A 25,155-nucleotide genomic window follows, 5' to 3' on the forward strand; every position below is an offset into this window, starting at 1 on the left:
GCTGAAATTCTTGCTTGCTCAAAGATATATAACTTCCATAAAACAAAAGAAGACTCAAATAAGGGGACAAAACAATGAAAATCAAAGAGACGGGGATAGTTTTATTTTTGGGCAATTATGAAGAAAATGTTCATTTTTATGCTGAAAAACTTGGACTCAAGATCAGAGAAAGAAAAGAAGGACTTACAAAATTTGAGTTCGGTAGTAGTTATTTAATGGTCGAAAACAATGGGGTATCAAGTATGACAGAGAAGAATAGAAGTCAGAATCCTACTGTTATTAGAATTGAAGTTGAGGAATTTGATGATTCTGTCAAAGAGCTTATAGACAGAGATGTTCAGGTCGAGGTACATAGATTTGATTGGGGAATAATCGGAGTAATCATTGATCCAGAGGGAAACAGAATTGAATTAAAAAACTATGTGAAGTAATTAAAAAAAAAAATGTCGGGTGACAAAAACATAGTAACATTAGAAGCCGCTGATTATGCGGCTTTTTATATTTATGTTATCAAGTTCTTGTCAAAACACATTTAGGGAGGGAGAGAGATGTTACGGAATATTCAATACCAACTTGGTATCATCATAATTTTTTATATCAAGATGCTTCGTGACATTTGGAGACAGTGATCCATTCCCAGACATATGTACAAAATACGAGTTTTGTGTATAAGCGAACCAAAATTTAACCCCCGCCGAACTATTAGCTAAAGCTCAACGGGGGTTTTAAATACGTTCTAATCAATATAAGAATACACCTAACATTGTTTTATAATCGTCCCTTGTCATCTTGCTCCTCTTGCACAATTCGGGCAATGTGAATCATCAAATATAATAATTCCTCGTTCGATATGGTGATATCCAGCATATTTTGCACGTAGGTTTTGATCATCTCCGCGCATTTGTATTCAAGCGGATGCTCCTTCACCATGTGCTGGAATATAAAATCTTTCGGCGAATTGCCCAGTCGGCCCTCTTGTAAACGCTTGATAAAAAATTGCAGGTGTGTGACGAGTCTCACATAATTGATGGAGTTTTTGTTCAATTGCATATCAAAGCTGTATTGAATAAGGTTAAAAATATCTTTTAACATTTTAACGGATTGCATCGTGCGCTCCATATTCTGCTCATGCGTTTGGGCATTGACGAAATGAAAGGCGATATTCCCCGCTTCCTCTTCCGTAAGCTTAATGCCAAGTTCTTGATTCAACATATGGACTGCTTCAAGGCCCAGTTCGAATTCGACGGGATGATATCTCTGAATCTCCCACAACATGCGATTCTGTAATGATACGCCTTTTTTCCATCGTTCAATGGCAAACGACAGGTGATCCATAAGCGTAAAGAAGATTTGGTCGTCGAGTGAGAGCTTTTCTTTGGCATTGGAAATCAGTTTGTTAATGACATTCACATGTGATTCTGGCATGTTTTCGATGGTTCGCACGTAAGCCTGGGCAGACGGGTTATTTTGCAGAATGAATCTTTTCTGGATATGCTCTTCATCGAGTTGCTCGCCGACTTTTCCTTTAAATGCCAAGCCTTTTCCCATGACAATCACTTCTTGCCCCTGTTCATCTTTGGTCAGAAGCAAGCTGTTATTCAATATTTTGATTACTTTCATGCATTCATCACGATCCTTTATTCTTTCGTGACCGCCTGATCCGAATTTCCGATACATCTGCCATTCTGTTGAATGACCTGCTGATACCACGAGAAGCTTTTCTTTTTCAAGCGCTTCAAGTCTTTCAGATCCTGTTCACCACGGTTTACATAGATCAAACCGTAGCGTTTCCCATAACCCTGATGGGTGCTTACCACGTCAATAACGGACCAAGGGCAGTAACCAATTACATCCACACCATCCGTTAGAGCCAGTTTGATCTGCTCCAGGTGTTTCTCGATAAAATCAATTCGGTACGTATCGTTAACAGTGTAATCTGCTTCCAGTACATCCGGAGCTCCTATGCCATTTTCCGTAATTAAAATCGGGAGACCATATCGTTCACATACCTTGCGCAATGTCAGCCTTAGGCCAACCGGGTCAATAACCCAGCCATATTTCGTTTTTTCCGTATAAGGATTCTCCGCGGCCCGGTACACTCCCTGCTCGCCAAGCATAATTTGCTGATCACCCGCACGAGCTGTAACATCCGACACATCGCCCGTACTGGCGGCAATGGTTGCCGTTGAGTAATAATTAATAGCTACCAGATCGGGACGGCCTGCCTTGATGTCCTCCATGTCGCCCTGCTCAATAACCGGCTCGATGCCACGTTCCTGCAAATAACTCCAGAATAATGGATTATACCGTCCCCACACCGATAAGTCGAGAAAACCCCATCCGCGAATCGTCTCCCAGTTATGTGCAGCGATTGCATCTGCTGGTCTGGAGGTTGCTTGGTACATGGAAGTCATGTTCAATGCAGGACCGATCTTGCCTTGCGGGAACATATCATGAAATAGTCGCATCGTTCTACCTTGAGCCACAAACATGTGATGATTTTGCTGATACAGTTCCTTATTGGAAGGCAAACGTCCGCCTTTCGGTGTACCAATGGCACCTGGATGGAGAATCATCGTATTTTGCTCATTAATGGTCAACCAATATTTCACTTTATGCCCGTATTGCGTAAACAATATACGCCCGTACTCTACAAAGGCATCTATTGTCTCCCGGTTGTTCCATCCTCCGGTTTTCTCAAGCTCGTAGGGTAAGTCGAAATGGTACATGGTCACAATCGGTTCAATGCCATGGAGCAGCAATTCGTCAATTAATTGGTGATAAAAATCGAGTCCTTTCTCATTAACCGTACCTATACCTGAGGGCAAGATTCGAGTCCATGCAATCGAAAAACGATACGCTTTGAGGCCCAGCTCTGCAAAAAGCTTCACGTCTTCTCTAAATCGGTGATAGTGGTCGCTCGCAACTGTGAAATCGGCGGTTCCAGCCGGATGATCACACATATCGATCACAGATAAGCCTTTGCCGTCTTCGTTCCAGGCTCCCTCCACCTGATAAGCAGAGGTAGAGCCTCCCCACAGAAATTCATTGGGGAATGGTTTGATGTGTTGATATAACATCTCAAGCACTCCTTCATTTTAATGTTGATCAGAATAAATGACGAACTGTGTTAAGGTCGTTACGAAAGTTGGATAATGGTCGCTCCAACATCCACAAGACTCTGCTTCTCCAGCTTAATGTCCGAGAAACGATCCGAATTGGCGATAATGATAGGGGTTATGACTTCGTAACCTTCCGCCTTGATTGCATCGATATCGAAGCTGATCAACAAGTCACCCCGTTGCACCCGATCCCCCACTTTTATGGAAGAGTGGAAATGCCTCCCCTTCAGATTGACGGTATCAACTCCAATATGAATCAATACCTCTTCTCCATCATAACCATTTAATTTGACCGCATGTTTGGAGTCCATGAAAGCCGTAACTTCCCCTGCTATCGGTGCATAAAGTTCTCCTTTTGCAGGAATAATTGCAGCACCCTTCCCCAACAATCCCAAAGAGAAGACATCGTCTGGTACACGGTCAAGATGGACTAATTCTCCTTGCATCGGGCTGGCGATCGTAAGTGGGCGTAATTCATTTTGGCTCGGTACATTCGCATTTGTTGTTGCAACAGACTGCGTGCTTGGGGTGTTGTCTTTAACAGGCTGTTGGGAAAGCGTCTTGTCATCGTTAACGTTGTTATTGCCTTCTTCCTCATCGTCCACTGGATCTTCAAAACCAATGATCCATGTCAGAGCAAAGGTAACGATAAAGGCGATCAGACAAGTCACAATGGCATGAACGATGTTCATCGGATTGCTGCCAATGAAGGCCGGCAACGCCGCAAGCCCAGGAGAAACGAAGGCATAACGTACTAATCCGGTCAGACCAGCGTATATCCCTGCTACGCCACCACCAATCATTGCGGCAATCAAGGGCTTCTTCAGTTTCAGCGTAACGCCGTACAAGGATGGTTCCGTGATGCCCAGCACAGCGGTGAAACCGGATGAAGCAGCGAGCTGCTTGAGTTTTTTGTTTTTCGTTTTTAATGCTACAGCAAGCGTTGCCCCACCTTGAGCAATATTGGACGCGAGCATTCCAGGACCGTTGATCATTTCATATCCATTTTTGGTCAGTTGGCTAGTTGCAATCGGCGTCATCGCCCATGCGGTGCCTGTCACGATCAGGAACGGTTGTAAAGTTCCCATTAACAAAGGAATCAGCCAACTGGCTCTGGCATTAATCGCTTCTGCACCCATCGCGACCAGATCATTCAGATACGTTCCGAAAGGCCCGATCGCTACCAATGCGAGTGGTGCTGTAATCAATAGCACAAGCATCGGTTTCGTGAAAAATTTAATCATTGAAGGCGATACCCGATCCGCGAAACGTTCAATATAGGACATAAGCCAAACGACGATAATAATCGGCAGCACGGAGCCTGCATAGTCGGTTAGTCGAACCGGAACACCGATGAAAAACACGTTGTTTCCTTCCGACATCAGGGCGCTCCATCCCGGGTGTAACAACACGCCGGCAACCGTCATCGCCAGAATTGGACTTGTTTTGAACTTAATGGAAGCTCCATAAGCCAACAGAATGGGCATGAAGTAAAACGCCGCGTCCGCAATAGTATTAAGGATATAATAGTTTTGGCTTTCCGTGGTTACGAGGCCTGTCAGCACAAGTACAGCTAATATAGCTTTGATCATACCCGCGCCAATGATTGCTGGTATTACGGGAGTAAATGTAGTCGAGATCACGCTTATGAATCTGGAAATCCAGCTCTGTTTTTGTTTTGATCCATTATTTTTGCCGGAATCCGATTTGGTGTCCCCACTACCGGTTGCCGAACCCATCTGTTGAGTAATAACACGATAGACCTGCTGCACTTCATTGCCCACGACAACCTGGTATTGTCCACCATTGTTCACAACGGTAATGACACCTGGGAGTGCTTTGAGTTTTTCTGTCTCCGCTTTGGAGATGTCGTGCAATTCGAACCGAAGTCGGGTTGCGCAATGCGTAAGCCGAGCGATGTTGTCCTTATTTCCAACCAATTCTGTAATCTCTTGTCCCAACTTGCGATAATCCATACCTTTGCCCCATTTCTGAATTTGGATATAAAAAAGACCAAAACGATATGCCTTCCCCTACTCACATAAGGAAAATGCAAAATCATTTTGGTCATGCCTGCTTTACCAGTAACAGCCAAACATTGCTAATATTCAATTCGTATCGATGTAAACGTTTACTGGATCATAATATCATACAATAAATTAGTTAGCAATCACTTTATTCGTCATTTTTCTACATTTTGATATGGAGTAAATAGCAGGATAAATAATTCAGTAATCGGATCATGTTACCTCTTTTATATTTTGAATATGAGCTAAACGTAACATATGCTGAGAAAAGTTGTAGGTACAAATTAGTCTTTAAGAATTATATTGGCTACAATCAAGTTGATGTCAGAAACCACTTGTATTACCCTTGAATATCATTAATTTTAGAAAGTGTAAAATTTGGATTTATTGATGGGTTGTTTATTGTTCGCTGGGATTTATGCGATATACAATGCCTTAAGAGTTTTGAATAACAATATACTTGACTAAACAGAGGAAATAAGAAAATTACGCAAATCATTTAATGAAAACAAGTATTAATTATAATGATTGAGTCTGCTTTTCCTTATGCAGCTGAGGTCATGCCAAATGGAACGATTAAACTTTGTCGATATTTGGATGATGTACGGAAAGTATCCACGGCCTTAACAGGGAATGGTTTGGCTTCTTGGCTCTTTTCTTCTGACAAGATAATAGTTCCGGGACCTAAAGCATAAATACATTCCTCAAACAATGCACCGTACGCTCTTCTTTGTTTAGACTTCTGTTTGTGTAGTAATTGTTCTAATCATAACCTTCTATCTCGATTCACGTTTTCACCTATCCTAAACCGATGTCTTATTATATTATATCCATTTCTTTATAGGTGTCATTATTAGCGGAAACTGCCCGTTAGCTTAACAGGTTTACGATATTGATTAACATTAGATACTCGTCTATCGGCTAAGTGTACAAGTTCTTGTCATTATCGGCAAAGTACCCAAGTTCATGCCCGCCGTTAAATACATTAATGACTATTTTTTGTGCATATGTTTTTAAAGGATCGGATCTTCGTATTCAGCCATTAAGCACGCTCGAATCTCTAAGGCGCTCGGTTTTTCTTCAATACCTTCGTCCTGAATCATTTTTTCGTATAGCTGCCTTGCTTCGGTTAGAGTACATCCGGTTTTCTCTTGCACATATTTACAGACATGGAGCAGATAGTTCTTTTGTAAATATTCCAAAACCTCAGCAGAATCAACCGTAACGCCATTTATTTCATAACGCATATCATGAACTCCTTAATCTGTCTTTAATTTTTTTATCAATTAATCCCGATTCGATCAAATTGGCTCCATCTCGAACATAGTTTATTGATTATATTGTAACAACTTCTACGTCCAAAGAGTTTTGAACAATATTATAGGCCACCATTATCAGTAAGCTGTCACTTGGGCACAACTCTTTCCCTTTAGCATCATATTCCCTACAATGTAGTCCCTTTTGTGTCATTAGACATATTTCTAATTTTTTACCTACAGCTCACCGGGCACAATGACACCAATGGTATTTGTCTTTCCTTTGCTTAACTTCGCCGCGTTGCCATTCACCGAATAATTCAATTCCTTCATAACCGCCATAACCTTTTCTTGCTTGTCCTTGGTGACATGAGGATACTCATTGAGAACGCGGGATACGGTTGCAATCGAAACACATGTGTAACCGGTTATACATCGACTTGTCAATCAACTAACATTTGTTAAGCGTGTGGAATGGCTACGGCAACCAAGCTAAGCGAGGCTTAACAAATGCAAAATGACACAACAACGGACTTCAATTCCGGTGTTGTGCCAATAATCCCCGCACGATCTCAATTACCAAATCGGGCTCGTCATGCATAATCATATGGCCGCTGTTCTGAGCTATAATTAGTTCGCTGTCGGTGGATATGTCCAGCATGTCCATTTGCTGCTCCTGCCAAATATCTTCCAGCTGGCGACTGCTCTCTGCGGACATGCCAAAAGCGGTGGCGTCGTTCGGAATGCCATGAGTAACAATTTTGACTGGAAGGGAACCGAGCTGTTGATCACGGATAGCCTCTTCCACCTCAGTTATATGTCTGTCTTCTTCTTCCGCCGTCTCCAAGTAAGCTGACGCTGCGTCCACATTGACATAGAGCGGCCTCTCCTCAGCCGGCAATTGAGCTAATAGGGAATTCTGGAACAGCCGCATAGCCCCTGACGCTTTTAATAACTTCACCAAGGCCGTAGGCAGCGGCATTCCCACCTTATCCGGATCCAGTCCTTCCCGCTCAAAGATAGCATCCGTTGCCTGCGAGAATTGTTCCGGTCGTGCATCCAGCAGCACCAATCCGGCGACTTCATCCCTATACTTCTGCGCGAACAGTCGGGAATACATGCCACCCTGGGAATGGCCGACGAGAATATACGGCCCACGAATGCCTTCCTGCTGCAACGCAGTATGCAGCTCTTGCACGATACGGTTGCCGGTCCGTTCCGCATCCGACTGCTCACTCCAGCCATAGCCGGCCCGGTCATATGTGACGACCGTTGCGTCCTTCGCCAACTGCTCAGGAATATCTCTCCAGATGTGGCTTGCCTCCCGGCTGCCAGCTTCGAAGACAATCGTCGGCGAGCCAATTCCGATTTTATTCACATGCAGGCTAAATCCACCGGCATCGACCATCTTGCCCGGCGGAGGATAATTCTGCTTGGCCTGCAAAGATGCGATATGTTCATACACAAAGCCGAGACCGATGATGAACACGAGGACAGCCAGGGCTGTAACCAGCATTTTAGCCCAGTTCCTCTTCCGACTGGTTCGCTTTGCCTTGACGGTGGTTGTGTTCATACGATGCCCCTTTCTGTTTCGTAAAGCGGCTTGATGAGCCGTTGTGTTGAATGTCGATTTTTACCATTATTAAATTCAATAATGATATTATTATACTTTATGATAATAGTCAAAGATTAATCATAACGGGTGGGTGCCCTGTGCTTCTGATTAATTTCGATTGTTCTTTATCTATCCCAACACATTTGGATGCTTATTTAGTTCATAATTCCATGGCTCACTATCTCTACCGTCACTTTAGGAATAAACTCCACCTTCGGGTAATCCTCTATCCAATTCAGATTTTTCCATGTATTTGGATAGTAAGCCATTAATCTTCGACCGATCCCAAACCCGTCAAAATTGGCCTGCTGCATTTTCTGCGTAGTAGCTAAAGCTCTTCTCGTCAGTTCTTCCGAAAGTTTCTTGTTTAACTGTCTCTTAGTTCGCCGATCATTTAAATGATCCTTCGGATATTCAATGGCAGTCACTTTTAATTTCAAATCCAGCGTCACATTAATATTTCGGTAGCCTTGAACGTTTACTTTCATTTTCCGTTTTAATCTATCAATGTCCATAGCGATATATTTTTCCTGTTCCTTATTTTCCTCCTCATTTATTTTAAGTGTCAAGTTAGCAGCCTTAGCTAATCTATCATTCATCAGCAGGTACAAAAATGAATCTTCTGACTTTAACGTATCTTTCATGATATCCCCACTAAAAAGTGCTATTCCGTAAATCGAAGGATTTGTCTCACTTTTAGAAATATACGGTACAGCAAAATCATCACCTGGATCCAGCAAGCTCGAACAGATAAGTTGAAGGTTAACCTCTGGAACAACCGTTCTATTCTCCGCACTTTCGATCAGCTTATTGAAATGCTCGCTGATTAGTTTTGTGCCTGATAATTTCATTTTGATGGCATCTTTAGATGTGCCCTCAACAACTGCAATCTTCGCATTCAGAGCGCTTTTAGGGTCACGGTAGAATACATCAAGAATCGGATAAATACCTTTTCTCGCCAAAGCCTCTCCGATTAGTATGACACGAATCTTGGAAACCGATAATCTACCGGGTACTTCACGATCAATAATATCCCGGTTATGTCTGCTTGTATTTCCACTCACCGTATGAATTTCGCTATACTTCTTCGTTCCGCTGTCCGAACCGCTCACATCAAGTATCGCAGTAGTCGTCTGAATCTTCCCGTCCGAACTCAAATCAAAGCCCACAATAAATGCGAGTCTGTCGTCCTTCAGCAATTGCTGATCCCAACAACCCGATAGCAGCGCTGCCATGAAGCAGACAACAAATATGATTATACCTAATCTCACCCCGTACTCCTCCTAGCTTCCTTTACCTTGAACAGAACGGAAATCATTAATAGAACGAATGGAATCCCAAATAAAATCACATAATTAGCGATGGTTAAAAACCCCCCCAATATTTCAATCCAAAGTGGATCTTGAAAGATCAGAGTAATAACTAATACAAGGGCCACCGTGTAAGGAACTGCTTTCCGATGACTACTCTTCGCCTTAAAGAGATTAGCGATCCCCCTGGAAGCCATGAACAGATAACCCATTAATGAAGTGGCCGCCACAACCGCCCATATCGAGAGGAAATAAAGGTCTGGCCGCTCAAACACACTGAAGGATAACGCTTTAACCATGTAAAGCAAGGGTTGAGGAAGCAGTTCCATCTCCGGTGGACTGAATACGATAAGACTGGTAAAGACCGCAAAGGTATACAACACAGCGGTGAAGATATTCGCAAAGGTTGCTGCCTTGAATTTCTTAGCGCTACTTCCTTCCACGAAGGGAAAACAAATCAACAGAATCTCATACCCCGAAAAAGAGTTCATGGCTTCGTGTGCGCCCTTCGTTATTTTCCATACACCTGCCTGTCCCACTGGCAATACATATAAAAAGTTAACATGGAGATACGCATACGCTGTAATGAGGACCACCACAATGTTGCAGAAGAAGACGAGAACAAAAAAACGGGCAATCGTTTGAAGGCTCTCTCTTACCAAATAAAAACATACGCCCGTCATCATGACTATGATGATCCATCTGGGCGTATCGGTCAGCACCCAGTCTTGTACCGTTTTACTAAACTGTAGAATGATAAAGCAGGACACCAACATAAAATAAGCTGCATATAACAATTGAATAAATTTACCTATATATTTTCCCAATAGAGTTAGCAAATAATCATACAGCGTATGCGAAGGAAATCTTCTGCTTAAACACCACATAACGATAATAAACAATTGAACCAGCATACCAGCGAGTAGTACGGATATCCATGCATCCCCTTTCGCTACGCTGTGCACCTTGCTTGTCAACCCTAACAGCCCGACACCAATTTGAGTCTGGATAATCAAAAATACAAGCTGCCCCGACGTAATTTGATCCTTGTTATTAGTCATCTTTCTGCTGCTCCTCCCCTGAAGATCGCTGTTGATCTAGTCTTTGTGGAGCTGGATCATTCGAACGCTGCTTCAACATCCATTGAGGTAACCGAATAATCGTATCCTTCCAATCCTTCCATCGAAACGGTGCTGCAGGGGAAAAATAAGGAGTCCCAAACGATTCTAATTTACATAAATGGATTACAATAATCATTAAGCTGTAGACAATCCCGAAAAATCCGAATAGCGATGCAGCTACCATAACAGGGAAGCGCAGCATTCGGACCGAAGCACTCATCTCATGAGAAGGTACCACGAAAGAAGCAATCGCCGTTAAGGCGACAACAATGATCATGGCGTTCGATACCATACCTACTCTGACAACCGCATCTCCGATGACGAGACCACCGACGATCCCAATCGTTTGTCCTACCGGCCCAGGGAGGCGAATGCCAGCTTCGCGAAGCAATTCAATCGTCAGCTCCATAAACAGCGCCTCAAGGATCGGTGGGTACGGAATGTGCTCAACACTGCTTTTGATCGGCATGAGCAAATCCTGTGGAACCACTTCATAATGAAAAGACACGACCGCAATATAATAAGCCGGAAGACCGATAGCGATGATAAAACTGAATAACCGGATGCATCGGATAAACGACGCTTGCAGAGAACGGAAACTATAATCGTCCGGTGATTGATAAAAGGCAAAGAAGGTCACAGGCATAATTAAGGCCGTAGGACTACTTTCAGTTAACAATGCGACTCGGCCTTCCAGCAAATTCGCTATGACTCGGTCGGGTCTCTCCGTATGCAGTAGCTGCGGAAAGGGTGAGAAAGATTTGTCTTCAATATATTCTTCGATAAATTCGGAAGATGTGATATTATCCGCGTCAATATTGCGTATCCTTTGATCAACTTCCTCGATGAGCTTGGGATTGGCCAAGTTCTGTAAATAGACAATCACCGCTTCACTCTTTGTTTCATTTCCAAGTTTATATCGTTTCACAACTAAATTTCGATTCTCGATATGTTTGCGAACGAGTTGTAGATTTATATTGACACTCTCCACAAAACCTTCGTGTGAGCCCTCCACAACTTTCTCATTGTTCGGTTCGGTGATATTTCGAACTTGACTCGATTTCACCTCAATAACAAAGCATTCTTCCATACCTTCAATAAAAAGAACTGCATTTCCACTAACTAACAAATCAATCACTTTCTCAAGATCACTATACTTGTTCGCACGCATCGCGATTATAATTTCTTCTAAATCTCCATCTCTTCTTAGCATTATCGGTTTTATTATTTCCTCACGAATTTTACTCTGGTCACACATGGTGTACATAAAGAGAAACTCGCTCGTATGCCCTGGGATCGATACCGTTTCGCGGACTAAATCATCTGTATGAAACAGCGCTTCTTTCAAATATTGAATATTCTCCTGCACTGTTGGAAATACCGGTTGGGGTGATAACGCGGACTTTTTTGACATAGGTCTGCTTTTTCTTTGGTTGTTATTTAACATTGTTTTAAAAAAGCCCATAACCCTGCCTCCTTGTCATCATATGATAGCTAAATTATATATTCCCCCTAAAATAGGCAAATATTCTATAGACTGGCTGTTTATAACGGTTGTTTAGTGCAAGGAGCAGGTCATGGAGTGGTGTGGTTTTAAATTTGACATAGAACAAAAAAGCTTCTCTCCTGTGTTAGAGAGAAGCCGATTTTTGTTTGAAAAGATTATACTTGAAATTCAAACTGCTTGGAGTACAGATGTGCATACGCTCCATCGCATGCAAGTAACGCATCGTGCGTACCTTGTTCCACAATACCGTCCTCCGTTAATACGATAATTCGCTCTGCATTGCGGATCGTAGATAGACGATGGGCAATGACGATAGTTGTACGCCCTTTTGCTAACGATTCTAGTGATTCTTTAATGATACTTTCACTCTCGTTATCTAATGCGCTCGTTGCTTCATCTAAAATGAGAACGGCTGGATTCTTTAAGAATACGCGAGCGATACTTAGTCGTTGCTTTTGACCACCAGACAGTTTGACGCCTCGTTGTCCGATCTCGGAGTAGTAGCCGTTTGGCAAGCTCATGATAAAATCATGCGCATTGGCATGCTTGGCTGCCGTAATAATATCTTCATCACTGGCTGCTGGATCTCCGTAACGGATATTTTCCATCACTGTTCCCGCAAAAAGATATACATCTTGCTGTACAATGCCTATTGTTTTTCTTAATGAATGAAGACAAATATCACGGACGCTGATCCCATCTAGTAACACGTCTCCATCTGTTACATCATAAAAGCGAGGTATGAGCGAACATAGTGTAGTTTTTCCCGCACCAGATGGACCAACTAAGGCAATGTACTCTCCTGGTTGTACACGAAGTGATAGGTTTTCTAAGACATTGTCCAGATGCTCTTCATAACGGAAAGAAACTTGCTGGAATTCAATCTCGCCATGTACTTTTGACAAGGTTTTAGCATTGGGTTTATTTTCGATAGCCGGCTTCAGATTCATGATTTCCATAAAGCGCTGAAAGCCAGTGATTCCTTCTTGAAGCTGCGTACTCATATGAGTCAATCGTTGAATTGGCTCTATCATAAAGCTGATATACAGTAAAAAAGTAATCAAATCCGCTAAATCTAAAGTACTGTTGACGATATTCGCACTACCAAAGATGATTACCGTGATCGAAATCAGTTGGATAATGGTTTCAAAACTATTGTAAAAAAGTGCTTCAGCCTTGTAAGTGTTCTTTCTGCTATCAAGGAAACGATTATTGGCTCGGTTAAACTTCTCGATCTCTACATGCTCGTTAGCAAACGATTTTACTACGCGGATTCCCGATAGACTATCCTCAACCTGTGCGTTGACGTCCCCTATTCGCTCTTTGCTTATTCTTAACGCCTTATTCAACATCTTATTGAAGTACAATGAAAATAAACCTAATAATGGTAAGAAGCAGAATACAGCTATCGTTAATGGTGCGTTAATTGAGAACAAAACGACAAATGCTCCAACAAATCGGACGAGATATTTGACATAGTCTTCTGGACCGTGATGATAAAGCTCGGACAGTAAGAGCAGATCATTTGTTATTCGAGACATGAGCTGACCTGTCTTTTCCTTATCGTAAAAGCCAGTGGAAAGTTTTTGCATGTGCTCGAATAGTTCGCTACGCATATCACTTTCCATACGCGCACCAACTTCATGACCTTTGTAGTCCACAAAGTAATTCCCAATATTCTGAATCGCAACTAAAACAAGCATCAGCCCACCAATCCAATACACTTCATTTATGGCAGTGGACAAGTCTCCTTCCAGAACATCTTTCGTAATATACCGAACGAGTAGCGGAAACACCAGAGTCACAGTAGATACGATAAAAGCGCAGGTCAATATCGTAAGAAACAATGTTAAATATGGTTTGTAATATGAAAAGAATTTTTTTACTGGAAAATGCATATTTTACCCCTTTTTGTGTTTATTTAAAAACACATATAAGGGGGTTCACTGTTTACAAACTAAAAAAGTGTTCCACCCTTATATGTTTGTATGGTTTGATTCGTCATGTTTTTCATGTATATTGCCTCCTTGTTCGTTAATATCTCCATTATAAAGGACTTCTTTTAGGTGTAAATAGTATACGCTTACTTACTTTGATTCGGTCTGCCGATCTGTTTTATCTAATCCCACAAATAGCATCCTCATACATAAAAAATAACAAGTGGAGAATACTCTCAGTATCAAATTAGCATCTGGAGATAATCACAATGACCAACACCAAACAAATATCCTTATTAGGCATTTTCTTTATAATGCTTCTAGCCCTAGGAATTACCAACCACGTCATTATGATCCCTATTTTGCTTCAAACCGCTGGTCGTGATGCTTGGTTCGGTGTTTTAATGTCGATGGTTTTACATATAGCTTGGGTATATATCATTTACTTTATAATGAAGCGGACAAATCGACAGCCCATATTTTCCTGGTTTAAGGAGCGCTTTGGCTCTGTGTTGACGTGGATTTTCATCATTGTTACTACCGTTTATTTCTTTCTCATGGCACTTGTCATGTTGAGGGAAACAACGACATGGCTTAAAGTATCTTACTTGCCGCGAACACCTAAATCGATTGTATCGATTATTATTATTCTCCTGTGTATCTATGTTGCCAATAAAGGAATACGATCTATTGCGATCATTTCTGGTGTCCTGATCCCATTCGTATGGATTCTAGGGCATTTTGTAGCTGTAGCAAATCTCCAATACAAAGATTACTCCTTATTAACCCCTCTCTTTGTTGATGGCTACAAACCTATGTTAAGAAGTATGGCAATTGGCTTCGGGGGTTTTATGGAGATCATTATCTTAATCTTTATTCAACAACATATGTCCCGCAAACTTAGTTACTTATCCATTGTCATTTTGTCTGTTTTGCTGGGCGGGCTTACCATCGGACCACTTATGGGGGCTATAGCTAATTTTGGTCCAGACATTGCATCGCAATCCCGATATCCTGCGTATGAACAGTGGATGCTGGTTACGATAACAAAATATATTACCCATGTCGACTTCTTCGCTTTGTATCAGTGGATGTCTGGTGCATTAATACGTATCTCCCTCTTCTTATTCATTATCTCCGGAAGCATTCCATTTAAAAAACCAAAGCGGCGCCTTCTTTTTTTATTGTTATTAGGTGCTTTATTAAGCGGTGTGTCATTAATCCCAAGTGTCGATCATGAGCTGGAAATGTACGTTTTGGGCAAATATTCTTCCGTTTCCCTTATATTTTTAACGGCATTCACTTTGGTTATCGCGTTATGTACTACAATTAAAGTCAAGACAAAAGGTGATTAGACGATGAATAACAAACCCCGAAATAAGATGTTTCGCAAAAAAACCAAACAAAACGAGAACGTTGTCAACAATGATTCTGTTTACGAAACACTGAACGAACAATCTTTGCGCGCTTTATTTGTAGATTCTTCCGATGTCATCATCACAGATTTCCCCACCAAGCAAGATGGAGAAATTTCAACATTAATTCTTCACAGTGAGGGAATGATCAATACCACAGTAATGACACAACATGTTCTACCTAATCTGGAATGGATGCTGGAAACTTTCACGAATTGGGAAGAACTCGCACTCGAGCTTAATAAATCGATGAGATGGAAACGGGTTAAACAGCAATCGGAAGTCGAGAAACTTTTGTTTATCGGGCACCTAATTGCATTTTTCCCTGAACAAAAATGCTTTTATTCGATTGATATTGCTCAACTCCCTAAAAGGCAGCCTCAAGAATCGAATACAGAAGTTTCAATTAAAGGTGCCAGGGACGGATTTACTGAAGATCTAAACACCAACGTAGCATTAATTCGTAAAAGGCTGCGAACAGCGTCCTTGCATAATGAACAATTTATCATCGGCGAACGAAGTCAAACCAGAGTATCTTTACTTTATATTTCGGATATTGCTCGTCCGGAAGTCATTGAAGAAGCAAAGAAAAGATTGATTAGCCTAAAAGTCGATGCAGTAATAAGCTCGGGACAGCTGGAAGAAGGGCTAGCTGATTCTACACTATCCATATTCCCGCTGTTTGACCATATTGGGAGACCAGATTTTTGCAGCGAAGTTTTGTTGTTAGGGCGTTTTGTTATTATGGTGGACGGATCTCCGATGGCATTAATCGCTCCATGTAATTTGCTTTCGGTATTAAAGTCGCCGGAAGACACTTATTTCCCTTACCATATTATTATTTTTGAAAGATTACTTCGGATTCTTGGTTTATCCATAGCTATTTTTTTGCCAGGCTTTTGGATCGCCTTGACTGCATTTAATATGGACCAGCTTCCATTCCCACTTCTTGCAACAGTTGCTAATTCAAGATATGGACTTCCATTTTCTACACCAGTAGAACTTATTTTAATGCTTGGTATGTTCGAGCTATTCAGGGAAGCAGGTATTCGTCTTCCTAAGGCAGTCGGCCAAACAATCGCCGTACTGGGCGGGTTGATCATTGGTGATGCTGCGATTCGTGCCGGTCTTACTTCCCCCACGATGCTCGTTGTTTCAGCCACAACGGCCGTCGCGACATTTACATTAGTAAACCAAACGTTGAGCGGGACTGTCAGCATCATCCGAATATATATACTCCTTTGCTCCTCCCTTTTCGGTATGTTAGGCTTCTTTATTGGTATGATGAGCATTGTAGCTTATCTATCCGTTTTAGAGTCCTTCGGTCTGCCTTATCTGGCACCTTATTCCCCTCTGACCTGGAGAGATCTGATGTCGGCCTTTATTACCAAGCCATGGGTTTTCAAGAAAAAGAGACCCGAGATGCTCAACACAATAGACAACACATCACAAGAAGGGGAAACTGGATGAAATGAGAGTTTACGTTAGATTAATAAAAATAACATCTGCATTGATGCTCCTGAACTTGCTTTGCGGATGCTGGGATATCAAAGAAGTACAAGACATGAATTATATAACCGCTCTGGGTATAGATTATGAGGATGGGAATTACATCGTATATACTCAAATGCTTGATTTCTCATATGTTGCAAAGGCAGAAACCGGGAAATCGGATAAGCCTGCTCAAGTATGGACTGGAAAGACTACGGGAAAAACGTTAAATTTGGCTATAAGCCAAATATTTAACTCAGCACAGGAACGAACCGTTTGGAGCCACATCTCATGTATTATCATGAGTGAAAATTACTTAAAAACTGATATTGTTAAAAACACCGACACGATCAACCGCTATCAGGAGGTTCGCTGGACTCCATGGGTATTTGGAACAAAAGAATCGATCGAACGACTATTAACGACAACGGCATTCTTTAATCTTTCCCCCTTGAAAACATTGTTACATGAACCATTGCAGGGATTTAAACAGAAGTCCTACATCGTTCCCGTTCGATTTTTTGATTTTTTTGCACAACTAACTGAACCGGCTAACACAGCAATACTTCCCAATGTGAACATTGATCCATCAACATGGAAATTAAATGAAAAAAAAGATCCGAAACTAATTATCGACGGTGCTTTTGCCATGTCGGAAGGAAAGTACAGCGGATTGCTTAATGATAAAGAACTATCGGGGCTACGTTGGTTACAAAAGAAAACGCGTCGTTCTCCAATAGCCGTTAAAAAAGACGGAGTGCATGCCGCTTTTATGTACCTGGAAGAACCGAAGATTCGGAGATCATTTAAAATGGTGAACGGCGTTCCTAGGTACCAAGTTCACGTCGATTTAAGAGCAAATGTAACTGAGGCGCTGACAGAAATATCGGAGACGGAAATCGAGAAGATAGCAGCTGAAATGATAAAACAAGAAATAGTAGATACCTATAACAATGGATTAAAAATAAAATCGGACATATACAGCTTGGAGCATCTTTTGTTTAAACAAAAGACTGGAATTTGGAAGAAATTGCAACAATCAGGTAAAGAGCTGCTCGATGAAAATTCGTTGGATTTGGTTACCGTAAAAGTCAATCTTGAGTATGTAGGAATGACGAAGTTACCTAAAAAGTCATAGCCGATATCCCTTGGGATCAGCTATGACTTTTTTACTTCCAGAGTAGACCATTGTCTGCTAATCTTGACTAAATCTCTCAATGAGTTGCGTATATTCCTCATACCATTGTTTCCATTCGTTTTCGCGTGATTCTAGAGTTGTATCATCCAGTAAAGCGCTGATAACATCCAAGCATACATGCCAACCAGCAAGATCTTTTGGGGTATGATCCGTAATTTGACTGATCTCTTCAATTAAGAAGAAATCACATCCTGTCATCGTTGGATAAAGTTCAAAACGTACGCGATCATTTCCCCAAGTATATTCCAATACAGAAAGATGCTTTAGCTCTAATATCTCCATTTCCTCAAACGTACCATCCTGCATGTCAAACTTAATAACTCCTCCTTTACGGAGATCTTCAACCCGAAGTTCGGGAAACCATTGCTTCAGTTTTTCATTCTCTGTTAACATAGCCCAGACCTTTTCATCCGAATGTTTCAGATTACGCTCGAATGTAGCAACATATCCTTCTTTAGCTTTTTGTATGACAGCTAACATGTTAATCCTCCTCAAATCGTATGATTAGTTACTATATCTCATGTTATAACTTTTTATTACTTGATCATTAGCCCGCTTCTTCTCCGTACCATAGCTGGCGGAAGCTTTCGCTTGATACTAAGAGCTCCTCAGCCGTACCCTCTGCTTCGATCTCTCCGCCTGCAAGAACAATGATATGATCAGCGTGGGATAGTGCCGCTTTACGGTGAGATACAACTAGGCAGGTTACTCCGCCCCGCTCACGGAACAGACGCTCCCATAGTTTGCGTTCTGTATCAACATCCAGTGCGCTGGACAGGTCATCGAACACATACAGCTGTGCATCGCGCACTAACATGCGGGCAGCAGCTGTTCGCTGGGCCTGACCTCCAGATAGCTTTACACCTCGAGGCCCAACGATCGTATCCAAGCCGTTCTGAAGATGAATGATGTCCTCTTCCATGACAGCTGAATGCAGCGCTCGCTCTAAACTGCCAGGCTGCTCCGTTACTCCCAGCAGAATATTGTTACGAAGCTTATCACTGTATAGCCGCGGGATTTGAGCGGTATAAGCGCTATGCGGCGGTATGAAAAAGTCTGCCGGGGACTCAATTCTTTCCCCATTCCAGCGGATCTCACCCGTTTCAGCCGGAAGAAGTCCGAGCAGTGTGCGCACGAGCGTTGTTTTACCGCTGCCAATCATACCGGTAATTACCGTGAAAGAACCTCGTTTCAGTGTTAGATCAATGTCCTGGATTCCGCGGCCTGTTTCCGGATAACGATAGGACAGGCTGCGTGCCTCTAGCACCTTAAGCATAGGAGCTTGGATGAACGGAGTAAGAAGGCCGTCCTCCGCGACCGAGATCGCCGGAGTTCCTTCTAATGTGTCGGAAGAACTATTATTTGCTGGATGCTTTGGACGCCCGATACCGATGTAGTTGGATGCCGTAAGCAGTGATGCCGGTGCACCCCTTAGCATCGATTTAATACGCTCAAAGCTTATCCCTAATTGTTTGTAATGGGTCATAAAGTTACCTACATTTGAAATAAGCTGCGTGACGAAAGTTAAATAATACACGAACAGAGACAAGTCACCTACAGTAAAGCCGCCGCTGCGCATTTTATAACCAGCCAGTACCAAAATCAGACCGGTACCTAGATTAACGGAATTCGTAAAAACAGACGAAAGCGTCTCCGTGAGAAGTTTATCTCTGACCATCGACTGACGGCGATTCTCGCTAAGCTTAACGAATCGGTCGACAACGCGTTTCTCCGCACCTGCGACTTGAATGGCCTGCACATTGGCGAACATTTCGCTGATGGCTCCTGTTACCTTGGCGGTGGATTCCCGACTTGCAGCCCGGTATTTCTGAATTCGGGTGGTCGCAATCTGAGCCGCTGTCACAACGAGAATCAACGGTACGAATACCAGCACCGTCAACTGTAGATCTATAGAAATCAAGATCCAGCTTGCTACTATGACAAACCCAACAAGACCTAGCGTATCAACGGACCAACTTGTGGCCTCCTCCGCCTGTTCCACATCATCCCGAAAGTTGCTGATAGCCTCACCTGGAGAACAGGGTATCGCCTGGGCACCTGGTTGTTTAAGTACATGGGAGAGCATATTCCGCCTTACGAGAGCACTGACACGAAAACGAAAATGAACATCCGTCATAAAGCCCCCATATATCAAAGCAATTCGTCCCAATGCCGCTCCGACCAACAAAGCCGCGATGCCCCACACGCCATAAAATAAAGTATAAGTACCTTCCAAATGATCAAAGAACGCTTTCGTCAGCAATCCAGGAACGAGAGGTGCCATATGAATCAGCGACCAAGCCAGAAGGTTCAGCAAATACAAGCTGGGCCGATACATAATAAGCCGCCAGAAAAAATGTCTTGTTTTCACGCCAGCACCTCCTCCATTCCAACAGCAAGCATTCGGCTGAACCTGGATTCCGGATCGGCAGCCAGTTTCTCGCGATCACCACTCTCCATGGTCCGCCCGTTCTCAAGAATAAGAATACGATCCGCTCGCTGCACTGTAGCCAGACGGTGCGCGATAATAATACACGTCTTCTCGCGCAGCAAACGTGTTATTGCTTCCTCAATCCGGGATTCCGTCAATGGGTCTAAACGCGAAGAGGCTTCATCAAGAATAACAAGTCCTGGTTCAGTCAGGAATACCCGCGCAAAAGCCAGAAGCTGTGCTTCACCAGCCGAAAGGCTGCCTCCTCCTGATGCCAAGCCCGTATCCAGTCCGTCTTGGAGAGCATTGTACCAATCTCCAAGTCCTAACTGATTCAGCACTTCTACAATCTGTTTGTCCGGTATCCCGTTATCAAACAATGTCAGATTGTCCCGTACAGAGCCTTCTAATATCTCGATGTTCTGTGTTACCATCGCTACTTTTCGTCTTAACTCGTGAAGCTTACAGCTGCGGATATCCGTACCCGCGATCTCGATGCTTCCCCATTGTGGATCATAAAAACGCAATAAAAGGCGAGCAATCGTCGTTTTTCCGCTGCCGGTGCGCCCCAATAGTCCCAGCGTCTGTCCCGGTTCCAGAGAAAGGTCCAAATTATCAAGCGTTGTCTGTCCATCTTCCTCGTACGAGAACGTAAGACCGCGGAACTTCACAGACAGCGGCCCATTAGGAAGTGGCGCACCCGGTCCATCTTTAATCATCGGCTGGATGGCCAGCAGGTCCCGAACGCGCAGCAGACTGGCATCGGCTTTCTGCAGATCCTCGAGCTGGGTACGGATCTTCTCAATTGGCTTGGCGAGCAGCTCTGTGTAATAAAAGACAAGATAAACAGTTCCGATCGTCAGGCCACTCTGTCCACTTTTCCACAGGATGGCGCATACGATAAAGGCTGCTGCATTACCTAAAGCGAACACAAGAATCGTTGTACTCCACATCATGAAAAAACCGAGAAAAGCCCTTACCCGCACCGGCAGCATACGGCGTGACATTTCATAAAAGCGATTCATGACATATCCGGCTGCACCGTTCGCCCGAATGTCCTCCGTCCCTTCCAAATGCTCACCAATAAAGCCATAGAAATCAGCGTTCAGCTGTCTCCACTGCTTCCAGATTGGAATGGCAAAACGGCGAATGTATTGAATAACATACACGCTACCAATGACAAATACGGTCATGACAAGCCCGATCCACACATTTTCCCTATACAGCAATACAAGTATACCGATCATGAGCATCAGATTTCCGAACAGATGAATGATGAAGCTGGAGAAGAAGTTCGCCAGTGCATTAACGTCTCCATCCACTCTTTCAATCAGAGAGCCGGAGGTTTGTGTTTTATGGAAACTCATATCCAGGGAGAGACAGTGTTCTACGAGTTCTGAGCGGAGTTTATTGGTTGTTTTCCAACCCAAGTTCTCACTAAAGTATGCGGCTGCCACAGAGATTCCTTGCTGAAGAACAGAGAATACAATGAACAAACCTGCTGCGTAATAAAGGGGTGTCAGGCTGCCTTCCCCTTGTGCCGTATCAATAAAGTAACGAATAATCTGAGGATTGACGAGCTGCAATCCTATGGAAAAGAATAGGAGCACGGTTAAGCCAGTTAACAGCTTCCGCTGCGGTAATACATAACGAACAAGCATATCCCGGTACATACCAAGACTTTTATCTTTCTTGTTGAGATCATTCTGTGGTTCTTCTCTCAAATAAACACTTCCTTCCAGTATGTAAATTCAAGATTGATCGGATTGAATGTACGCCATGTTCCTAGTGTAGAAGGTACGGGTTAGATGAGGGCTGCTGTCTTTGCTGAAAGAACTTCATGCGGGGAAATCGTTTTCAAGTTGCAAAATAATGACGTATTTCATTATACCTTGGCTAAACCGAATAGAATACAAATATTTACTATTACCTCTATATGCAGACGCGTACAATTACAGAAAGCTTAAATAAAAAGAAGCCATACCTTTATACTTAAGGCCATGGCTTCTATCATTTATTAATCTATATCCTCACGCGCTTAATAACTTCTTAGCAGTGCATGCTGGCAAGCAGTCTGCAGATCTCTCCATGTTCGATTCATTGTACTGTTCTCCATAGCAGCCGACAAACCGAGCAGCGGAAACAACTCTTGCCCGCATCTTAACGACACTTGCGCCGTAGAAACGCATTGTCCAGACACCCATTCTTCCATTTTCGGAGAGAGTTGTCCATCCTGCAGCAGGTCATTCCAGGACGTAACGATACTTTCATGAAAGGCGATTTCACTCTGCTGTAAAGCTTCTTGCTGTTCCTTCAATTTACTTAGAACGTATGGATGATCTGTCTTTTGCTCCAATAACTCTTGAGCTGATTCCAGAAAATGCTGTGCAATCCCTAGCGTAACGGCTGCGAAAGATGCTTGTGCAAAGGGCAGGAATGGATACTTATAAATCATTTCATTCTCGTAAGCCTTCGTTTCCGTTATATCAAACGTCATGTCATCAGGCACGAAAATATCCGTAACCGAAATAAGATGGCTGGAGGTCGCTTTGAGTCCAAATGCGTTCCAGTCAGGATCAATTTGTACTTGCTCCGGCAAAAAAATGAACGAGCGAATCTCCTGATCCTCTCCTGATCTGGTATCCCCGGTTGACCCATTCGATTCCACCATCGCATTCGCTGTAAACACCGTCGCATGGGTGGAACCACTGCAATATTTCCAGCTCCCGTTAACCAGGAACCCACCTTCTACACGGCATGCTGTTCCGGACGGAGTGCCACTGCCGGCAATGACCGCTGTTTGATAGGCATATACTTTCTGACTTACTTCAGGAGTCATAAATGACGCAAAAAAACCTCCACCGGCACCGATGGTGACCAGCCATCCAAAACTACCATCAATCCGTGAACAATTCTGAAAGATCTGTACGGCTTCCGGTAATGAAGTCATTCGTCCTTCCAGTTCATTGGGCACAAACAGATGGAACAACCGAAGATCGTAAATGAGCTGTAGCACTTCCTCGGATGCGATCCCTTCCTGCTCCATTCGTAACGATTGTTCTCTTATATTATTCATTTGTTGCTGTGTTAGAAGCATCTCTCCACCACTTTCGTCAATTTCGTTACTCTTATTCTATCATGAGTATCCTCGTGATCTCTAACCAATGAAAAACGCCCCTAGCAGGGGCGCTATCAAATAATAAGGGATTATTGGTTATTATCATACTGTGGTGCTTCCTTATAAAATAGGTGACAGCAGACGCGATATAGACTCTTTAATCCGAATCCATCGCGAGCGTTCCAAATAGTTCTCTAACGTTAGCAATGTGGATACGGAAATATCCTGCCTGAATTCATGACTTAACTGCTGGGCTATTCCTTCATCGTATACAAAAGCATTCACCTCAAAATTAAGTTTGAAGCTTCGAAAATCAAAATTGGCTGTTCCCACAGATGCGATTTCTTCGTCGACCACCAATGTTTTCGCATGGATAAATCCATTGCTGTATAGATAGACGTTCGTGCCAGCCTTTAGCAGTTCTCCAATGTAAGAAAGTGTAGCCCAATACACAAATATATGATCCGGTTTATCCGGAATCATTATATTCACTTCTACCCCGGACAAGGAAGCAACTTTCAAGGCGTCAAGGACACTTGCATCCGGAATAAAATACGGCGTTTGAATGTAGATGGACGTACGAGCCGAGGTGATCAATTTTAAATAACCGTTCTTAATATGCTCGTACTCCGATTCGGGACCGCTGGATACAATCTGAATGCCCACATCGCCTTTGGCCGGGATATGAGGAAACAGACTTGGGAAGTAAGTAATATCGTGCATATTGGAAGCCTGATTCCAATCCAGTATGAACCTGGTCTGTATTGAATACACGGCTGTTCCTTCAATTCTAAGATGTGTATCCCGCCAATAGCCGAATTTAGAATCAAGTCCGAGATATTCATCACCTACGTTAAACCCGCCCACGTAACCGATTTTACCATCAATAATGACCAGCTTGCGGTGATTCCGATAATTCAGACGAATATTGATAAGACGAAATTTGGACGGGAAGAATGCTTCAGCTTGTCCGCCGGCATCACGAAGATCTTTCAGAAACTTTTTATTGATCCGTCTGGAACCAAGCTCATCATACAGTACACGGACTTTAACGCCTTCTTTGGCCTTCTTGGTCAACAACTCGATCAGTTGTCTGCCCAGATTGTCCTTCTGAATAATATAGTACTGAACATGGATAAAATCTGTAGCCTCCTCGATATCTCTAAACAAAGCTGCAAACTTCTCTTTACCATCCGTATAAATCTTCACCTGATTATCTTCACTGAGCACAGCTTGATTATTAAGCAGGTTCATGGTGATTAAATCTTTATAAAGAGCTGAAGAGTAATTCCGGAACTGAAACTGGTCCGTTCGAAACTGTGACACTTGGGATTTCAAGCCCCGATCCAAACCTCTTTTTTTAATGTCGTCCCAATAAAACAACTTCTTGCGTCTGAAGTTCTGAGCAAAAAATAAATACAGCACAAAACCGGCGATAGGAATTAACAGCAGCACCAGCAGCCATGCCCACGTTGCCCCGACGTCTCTTCTCTCCTGAAAAATTACGACGAACGCAAGTACAATGTTCAAAAAAATAATGAGCCCAGGCAGCCATGTTGTGATGTTCATATCAATCTTCCTTCAAATATATTTTATGTATTAAACTT

At 42.9% G+C, this 25,155-nt stretch carries 19 protein-coding genes; 4 read left to right on the forward strand and 15 right to left on the reverse strand.

The genetic code is table 11. The annotated features are described in order from the left end of the window. Positions 1 to 74: 74 nt before the first annotated feature. Positions 75 to 431, forward strand: a complete 357-nt coding sequence (locus AC2TF5_RS15120; protein ID WP_491297888.1) for a VOC family protein — start codon at positions 75 to 77, stop codon at positions 429 to 431. A 337-nt stretch (positions 432 to 768) separates the two neighbouring features. On the opposite strand, the gene AC2TF5_RS15125 is transcribed toward AC2TF5_RS15120, so the two are convergent. The 10 genes from AC2TF5_RS15125 to AC2TF5_RS15170 all read right to left on the reverse strand — a co-directional run bounded on the left by AC2TF5_RS15125 (position 769) and on the right by AC2TF5_RS15170 (position 13,856). Next, positions 769 to 1,620 (reverse strand): PRD domain-containing protein, encoded by an 852-nt coding sequence (locus AC2TF5_RS15125; protein WP_491297889.1) that lies wholly within the window; start codon positions 1,618 to 1,620, stop codon positions 769 to 771. Positions 1,621 to 1,637: 17 nt separating this feature from the next. Beyond that, positions 1,638 to 3,080, reverse strand: coding sequence for a glycoside hydrolase family 1 protein (locus AC2TF5_RS15130; RefSeq protein ID WP_491297890.1), 1,443 nt, complete (start codon positions 3,078 to 3,080; stop codon positions 1,638 to 1,640). A gap of 59 nt (positions 3,081 to 3,139) precedes the next feature. Then, a complete protein-coding gene (locus AC2TF5_RS15135; RefSeq protein ID WP_491297891.1) occupies positions 3,140 to 5,098 on the reverse strand; it encodes a beta-glucoside-specific PTS transporter subunit IIABC in 1,959 nt (652 codons plus the stop codon). A gap of 1,064 nt (positions 5,099 to 6,162) precedes the next feature. Next, on the reverse strand, positions 6,163 to 6,396 hold the full coding sequence (locus AC2TF5_RS15140; RefSeq protein WP_491297892.1) for a hypothetical protein: 234 nt from the start codon (positions 6,394 to 6,396) through the stop codon (positions 6,163 to 6,165). A gap of 246 nt (positions 6,397 to 6,642) precedes the next feature. Further along, positions 6,643 to 6,852 carry a LacI family DNA-binding transcriptional regulator gene (locus tag AC2TF5_RS15145; RefSeq protein WP_491297894.1) on the reverse strand — a complete coding sequence of 70 codons (210 nt, stop codon included), beginning with the start codon at positions 6,850 to 6,852 and terminating at the stop codon, positions 6,643 to 6,645. A gap of 88 nt (positions 6,853 to 6,940) precedes the next feature. Next, the gene (locus tag AC2TF5_RS15150) at positions 6,941 to 7,978 is read right to left on the reverse strand and encodes an alpha/beta fold hydrolase (RefSeq protein ID WP_491297895.1); all 1,038 of its coding nucleotides are present in this window, start codon (positions 7,976 to 7,978) and stop codon (positions 6,941 to 6,943) included. Positions 7,979 to 8,175: 197 nt separating this feature from the next. Next, complete coding sequence (locus AC2TF5_RS15155) at positions 8,176 to 9,291, reverse strand: Ger(x)C family spore germination protein (RefSeq protein WP_491297896.1); 1,116 nt, start codon at positions 9,289 to 9,291, stop codon at positions 8,176 to 8,178. Beyond that, a complete protein-coding gene (locus tag AC2TF5_RS15160; RefSeq protein ID WP_491297897.1) occupies positions 9,288 to 10,391 on the reverse strand; it encodes a GerAB/ArcD/ProY family transporter in 1,104 nt (367 codons plus the stop codon). The genes AC2TF5_RS15155 and AC2TF5_RS15160 overlap by 4 nt, the downstream gene beginning before the upstream one ends. Further along, complete coding sequence (locus AC2TF5_RS15165) at positions 10,384 to 11,916, reverse strand: spore germination protein (protein ID WP_491297898.1); 1,533 nt, start codon at positions 11,914 to 11,916, stop codon at positions 10,384 to 10,386. The genes AC2TF5_RS15160 and AC2TF5_RS15165 overlap by 8 nt, the downstream gene beginning before the upstream one ends. A 197-nt stretch (positions 11,917 to 12,113) precedes the next feature. After that, positions 12,114 to 13,856 carry an ABC transporter ATP-binding protein gene (locus tag AC2TF5_RS15170; RefSeq protein ID WP_491297899.1) on the reverse strand — a complete coding sequence of 581 codons (1,743 nt, stop codon included), beginning with the start codon at positions 13,854 to 13,856 and terminating at the stop codon, positions 12,114 to 12,116. A gap of 308 nt (positions 13,857 to 14,164) precedes the next feature. On the opposite strand from AC2TF5_RS15170, the gene AC2TF5_RS15175 reads away from it, so the two are divergent. The 3 genes from AC2TF5_RS15175 to AC2TF5_RS15185 are packed head-to-tail and all read left to right on the forward strand — an operon-like array spanning position 14,165 to position 17,939. Further along, a complete protein-coding gene (locus tag AC2TF5_RS15175; RefSeq protein ID WP_491297900.1) occupies positions 14,165 to 15,250 on the forward strand; it encodes a GerAB/ArcD/ProY family transporter in 1,086 nt (361 codons plus the stop codon). A gap of 27 nt (positions 15,251 to 15,277) precedes the next feature. Beyond that, positions 15,278 to 16,780 (forward strand): spore germination protein, encoded by a 1,503-nt coding sequence (locus tag AC2TF5_RS15180; protein ID WP_491297901.1) that lies wholly within the window; start codon positions 15,278 to 15,280, stop codon positions 16,778 to 16,780. 43 nt (positions 16,781 to 16,823) lie between these two features. Further along, positions 16,824 to 17,939, forward strand: coding sequence for a Ger(x)C family spore germination protein (locus tag AC2TF5_RS15185; protein ID WP_491302902.1), 1,116 nt, complete (start codon positions 16,824 to 16,826; stop codon positions 17,937 to 17,939). Positions 17,940 to 17,996: 57 nt separating this feature from the next. Here the strand turns inward: AC2TF5_RS15185 and AC2TF5_RS15190 are convergent, their stop codons facing one another. The 5 genes from AC2TF5_RS15190 to cls all read right to left on the reverse strand — a co-directional run bounded on the left by AC2TF5_RS15190 (position 17,997) and on the right by cls (position 25,117). Then, complete coding sequence (locus AC2TF5_RS15190; protein WP_491297903.1) at positions 17,997 to 18,479, reverse strand: SRPBCC family protein; 483 nt, start codon at positions 18,477 to 18,479, stop codon at positions 17,997 to 17,999. 67 nt (positions 18,480 to 18,546) lie between these two features. Beyond that, positions 18,547 to 20,370 carry an ABC transporter ATP-binding protein gene (locus AC2TF5_RS15195; protein ID WP_491297905.1) on the reverse strand — a complete coding sequence of 608 codons (1,824 nt, stop codon included), beginning with the start codon at positions 20,368 to 20,370 and terminating at the stop codon, positions 18,547 to 18,549. After that, positions 20,367 to 22,091 (reverse strand): ABC transporter ATP-binding protein, encoded by a 1,725-nt coding sequence (locus AC2TF5_RS15200; RefSeq protein ID WP_491302903.1) that lies wholly within the window; start codon positions 22,089 to 22,091, stop codon positions 20,367 to 20,369. The genes AC2TF5_RS15195 and AC2TF5_RS15200 overlap by 4 nt, the downstream gene beginning before the upstream one ends. Before the next feature lie 377 nt (positions 22,092 to 22,468). Continuing rightward, positions 22,469 to 23,527: an acyl-CoA dehydrogenase family protein gene (locus AC2TF5_RS15205; protein ID WP_491297907.1), complete on the reverse strand. Its 1,059-nt coding sequence runs from the start codon at positions 23,525 to 23,527 to the stop codon at positions 22,469 to 22,471. Between the two features lie 141 nt (positions 23,528 to 23,668). Further along, positions 23,669 to 25,117, reverse strand: coding sequence for a cardiolipin synthase (cls, locus tag AC2TF5_RS15210; RefSeq protein ID WP_491297908.1), 1,449 nt, complete (start codon positions 25,115 to 25,117; stop codon positions 23,669 to 23,671). Between the last annotated feature and the right edge of the window lie 38 nt (positions 25,118 to 25,155).

It is taken from the genome of Paenibacillus sp. JNUCC 34, assembly GCF_058269055.1.

What these genes read in the sequence shown, in the direction of transcription:
- AC2TF5_RS15160 (WP_491297897.1), bottom strand. Translation starts at nt 10,391, where the DNA reads ATGACTAATAACAAGGATCAAATTACGTCGGGGCAGCTTGTATTTTTG.
- AC2TF5_RS15180 (WP_491297901.1), top strand. Translation starts at nt 15,278, where the DNA reads ATGTTTCGCAAAAAAACCAAACAAAACGAGAACGTTGTCAACAATGAT.
- AC2TF5_RS15125 (WP_491297889.1), bottom strand. Translation starts at nt 1,620, where the DNA reads ATGAAAGTAATCAAAATATTGAATAACAGCTTGCTTCTGACCAAAGAT.
- AC2TF5_RS15190 (WP_491297903.1), bottom strand. Translation starts at nt 18,479, where the DNA reads ATGTTAGCTGTCATACAAAAAGCTAAAGAAGGATATGTTGCTACATTC.
- AC2TF5_RS15185 (WP_491302902.1), top strand. Translation starts at nt 16,824, where the DNA reads ATGCTCCTGAACTTGCTTTGCGGATGCTGGGATATCAAAGAAGTACAA.
- cls (WP_491297908.1), bottom strand. Translation starts at nt 25,117, where the DNA reads ATGAACATCACAACATGGCTGCCTGGGCTCATTATTTTTTTGAACATT.
- AC2TF5_RS15170 (WP_491297899.1), bottom strand. Translation starts at nt 13,856, where the DNA reads ATGCATTTTCCAGTAAAAAAATTCTTTTCATATTACAAACCATATTTA.
- AC2TF5_RS15165 (WP_491297898.1), bottom strand. Translation starts at nt 11,916, where the DNA reads ATGGGCTTTTTTAAAACAATGTTAAATAACAACCAAAGAAAAAGCAGA.
- AC2TF5_RS15175 (WP_491297900.1), top strand. Translation starts at nt 14,165, where the DNA reads ATGACCAACACCAAACAAATATCCTTATTAGGCATTTTCTTTATAATG.
- AC2TF5_RS15140 (WP_491297892.1), bottom strand. Translation starts at nt 6,396, where the DNA reads ATGCGTTATGAAATAAATGGCGTTACGGTTGATTCTGCTGAGGTTTTG.
- AC2TF5_RS15150 (WP_491297895.1), bottom strand. Translation starts at nt 7,978, where the DNA reads ATGAACACAACCACCGTCAAGGCAAAGCGAACCAGTCGGAAGAGGAAC.
- AC2TF5_RS15205 (WP_491297907.1), bottom strand. Translation starts at nt 23,527, where the DNA reads ATGCTTCTAACACAGCAACAAATGAATAATATAAGAGAACAATCGTTA.
- AC2TF5_RS15130 (WP_491297890.1), bottom strand. Translation starts at nt 3,080, where the DNA reads ATGTTATATCAACACATCAAACCATTCCCCAATGAATTTCTGTGGGGA.
- AC2TF5_RS15120 (WP_491297888.1), top strand. Translation starts at nt 75, where the DNA reads ATGAAAATCAAAGAGACGGGGATAGTTTTATTTTTGGGCAATTATGAA.
- AC2TF5_RS15200 (WP_491302903.1), bottom strand. Translation starts at nt 22,091, where the DNA reads ATGCTTGTTCGTTATGTATTACCGCAGCGGAAGCTGTTAACTGGCTTA.
- AC2TF5_RS15135 (WP_491297891.1), bottom strand. Translation starts at nt 5,098, where the DNA reads ATGGATTATCGCAAGTTGGGACAAGAGATTACAGAATTGGTTGGAAAT.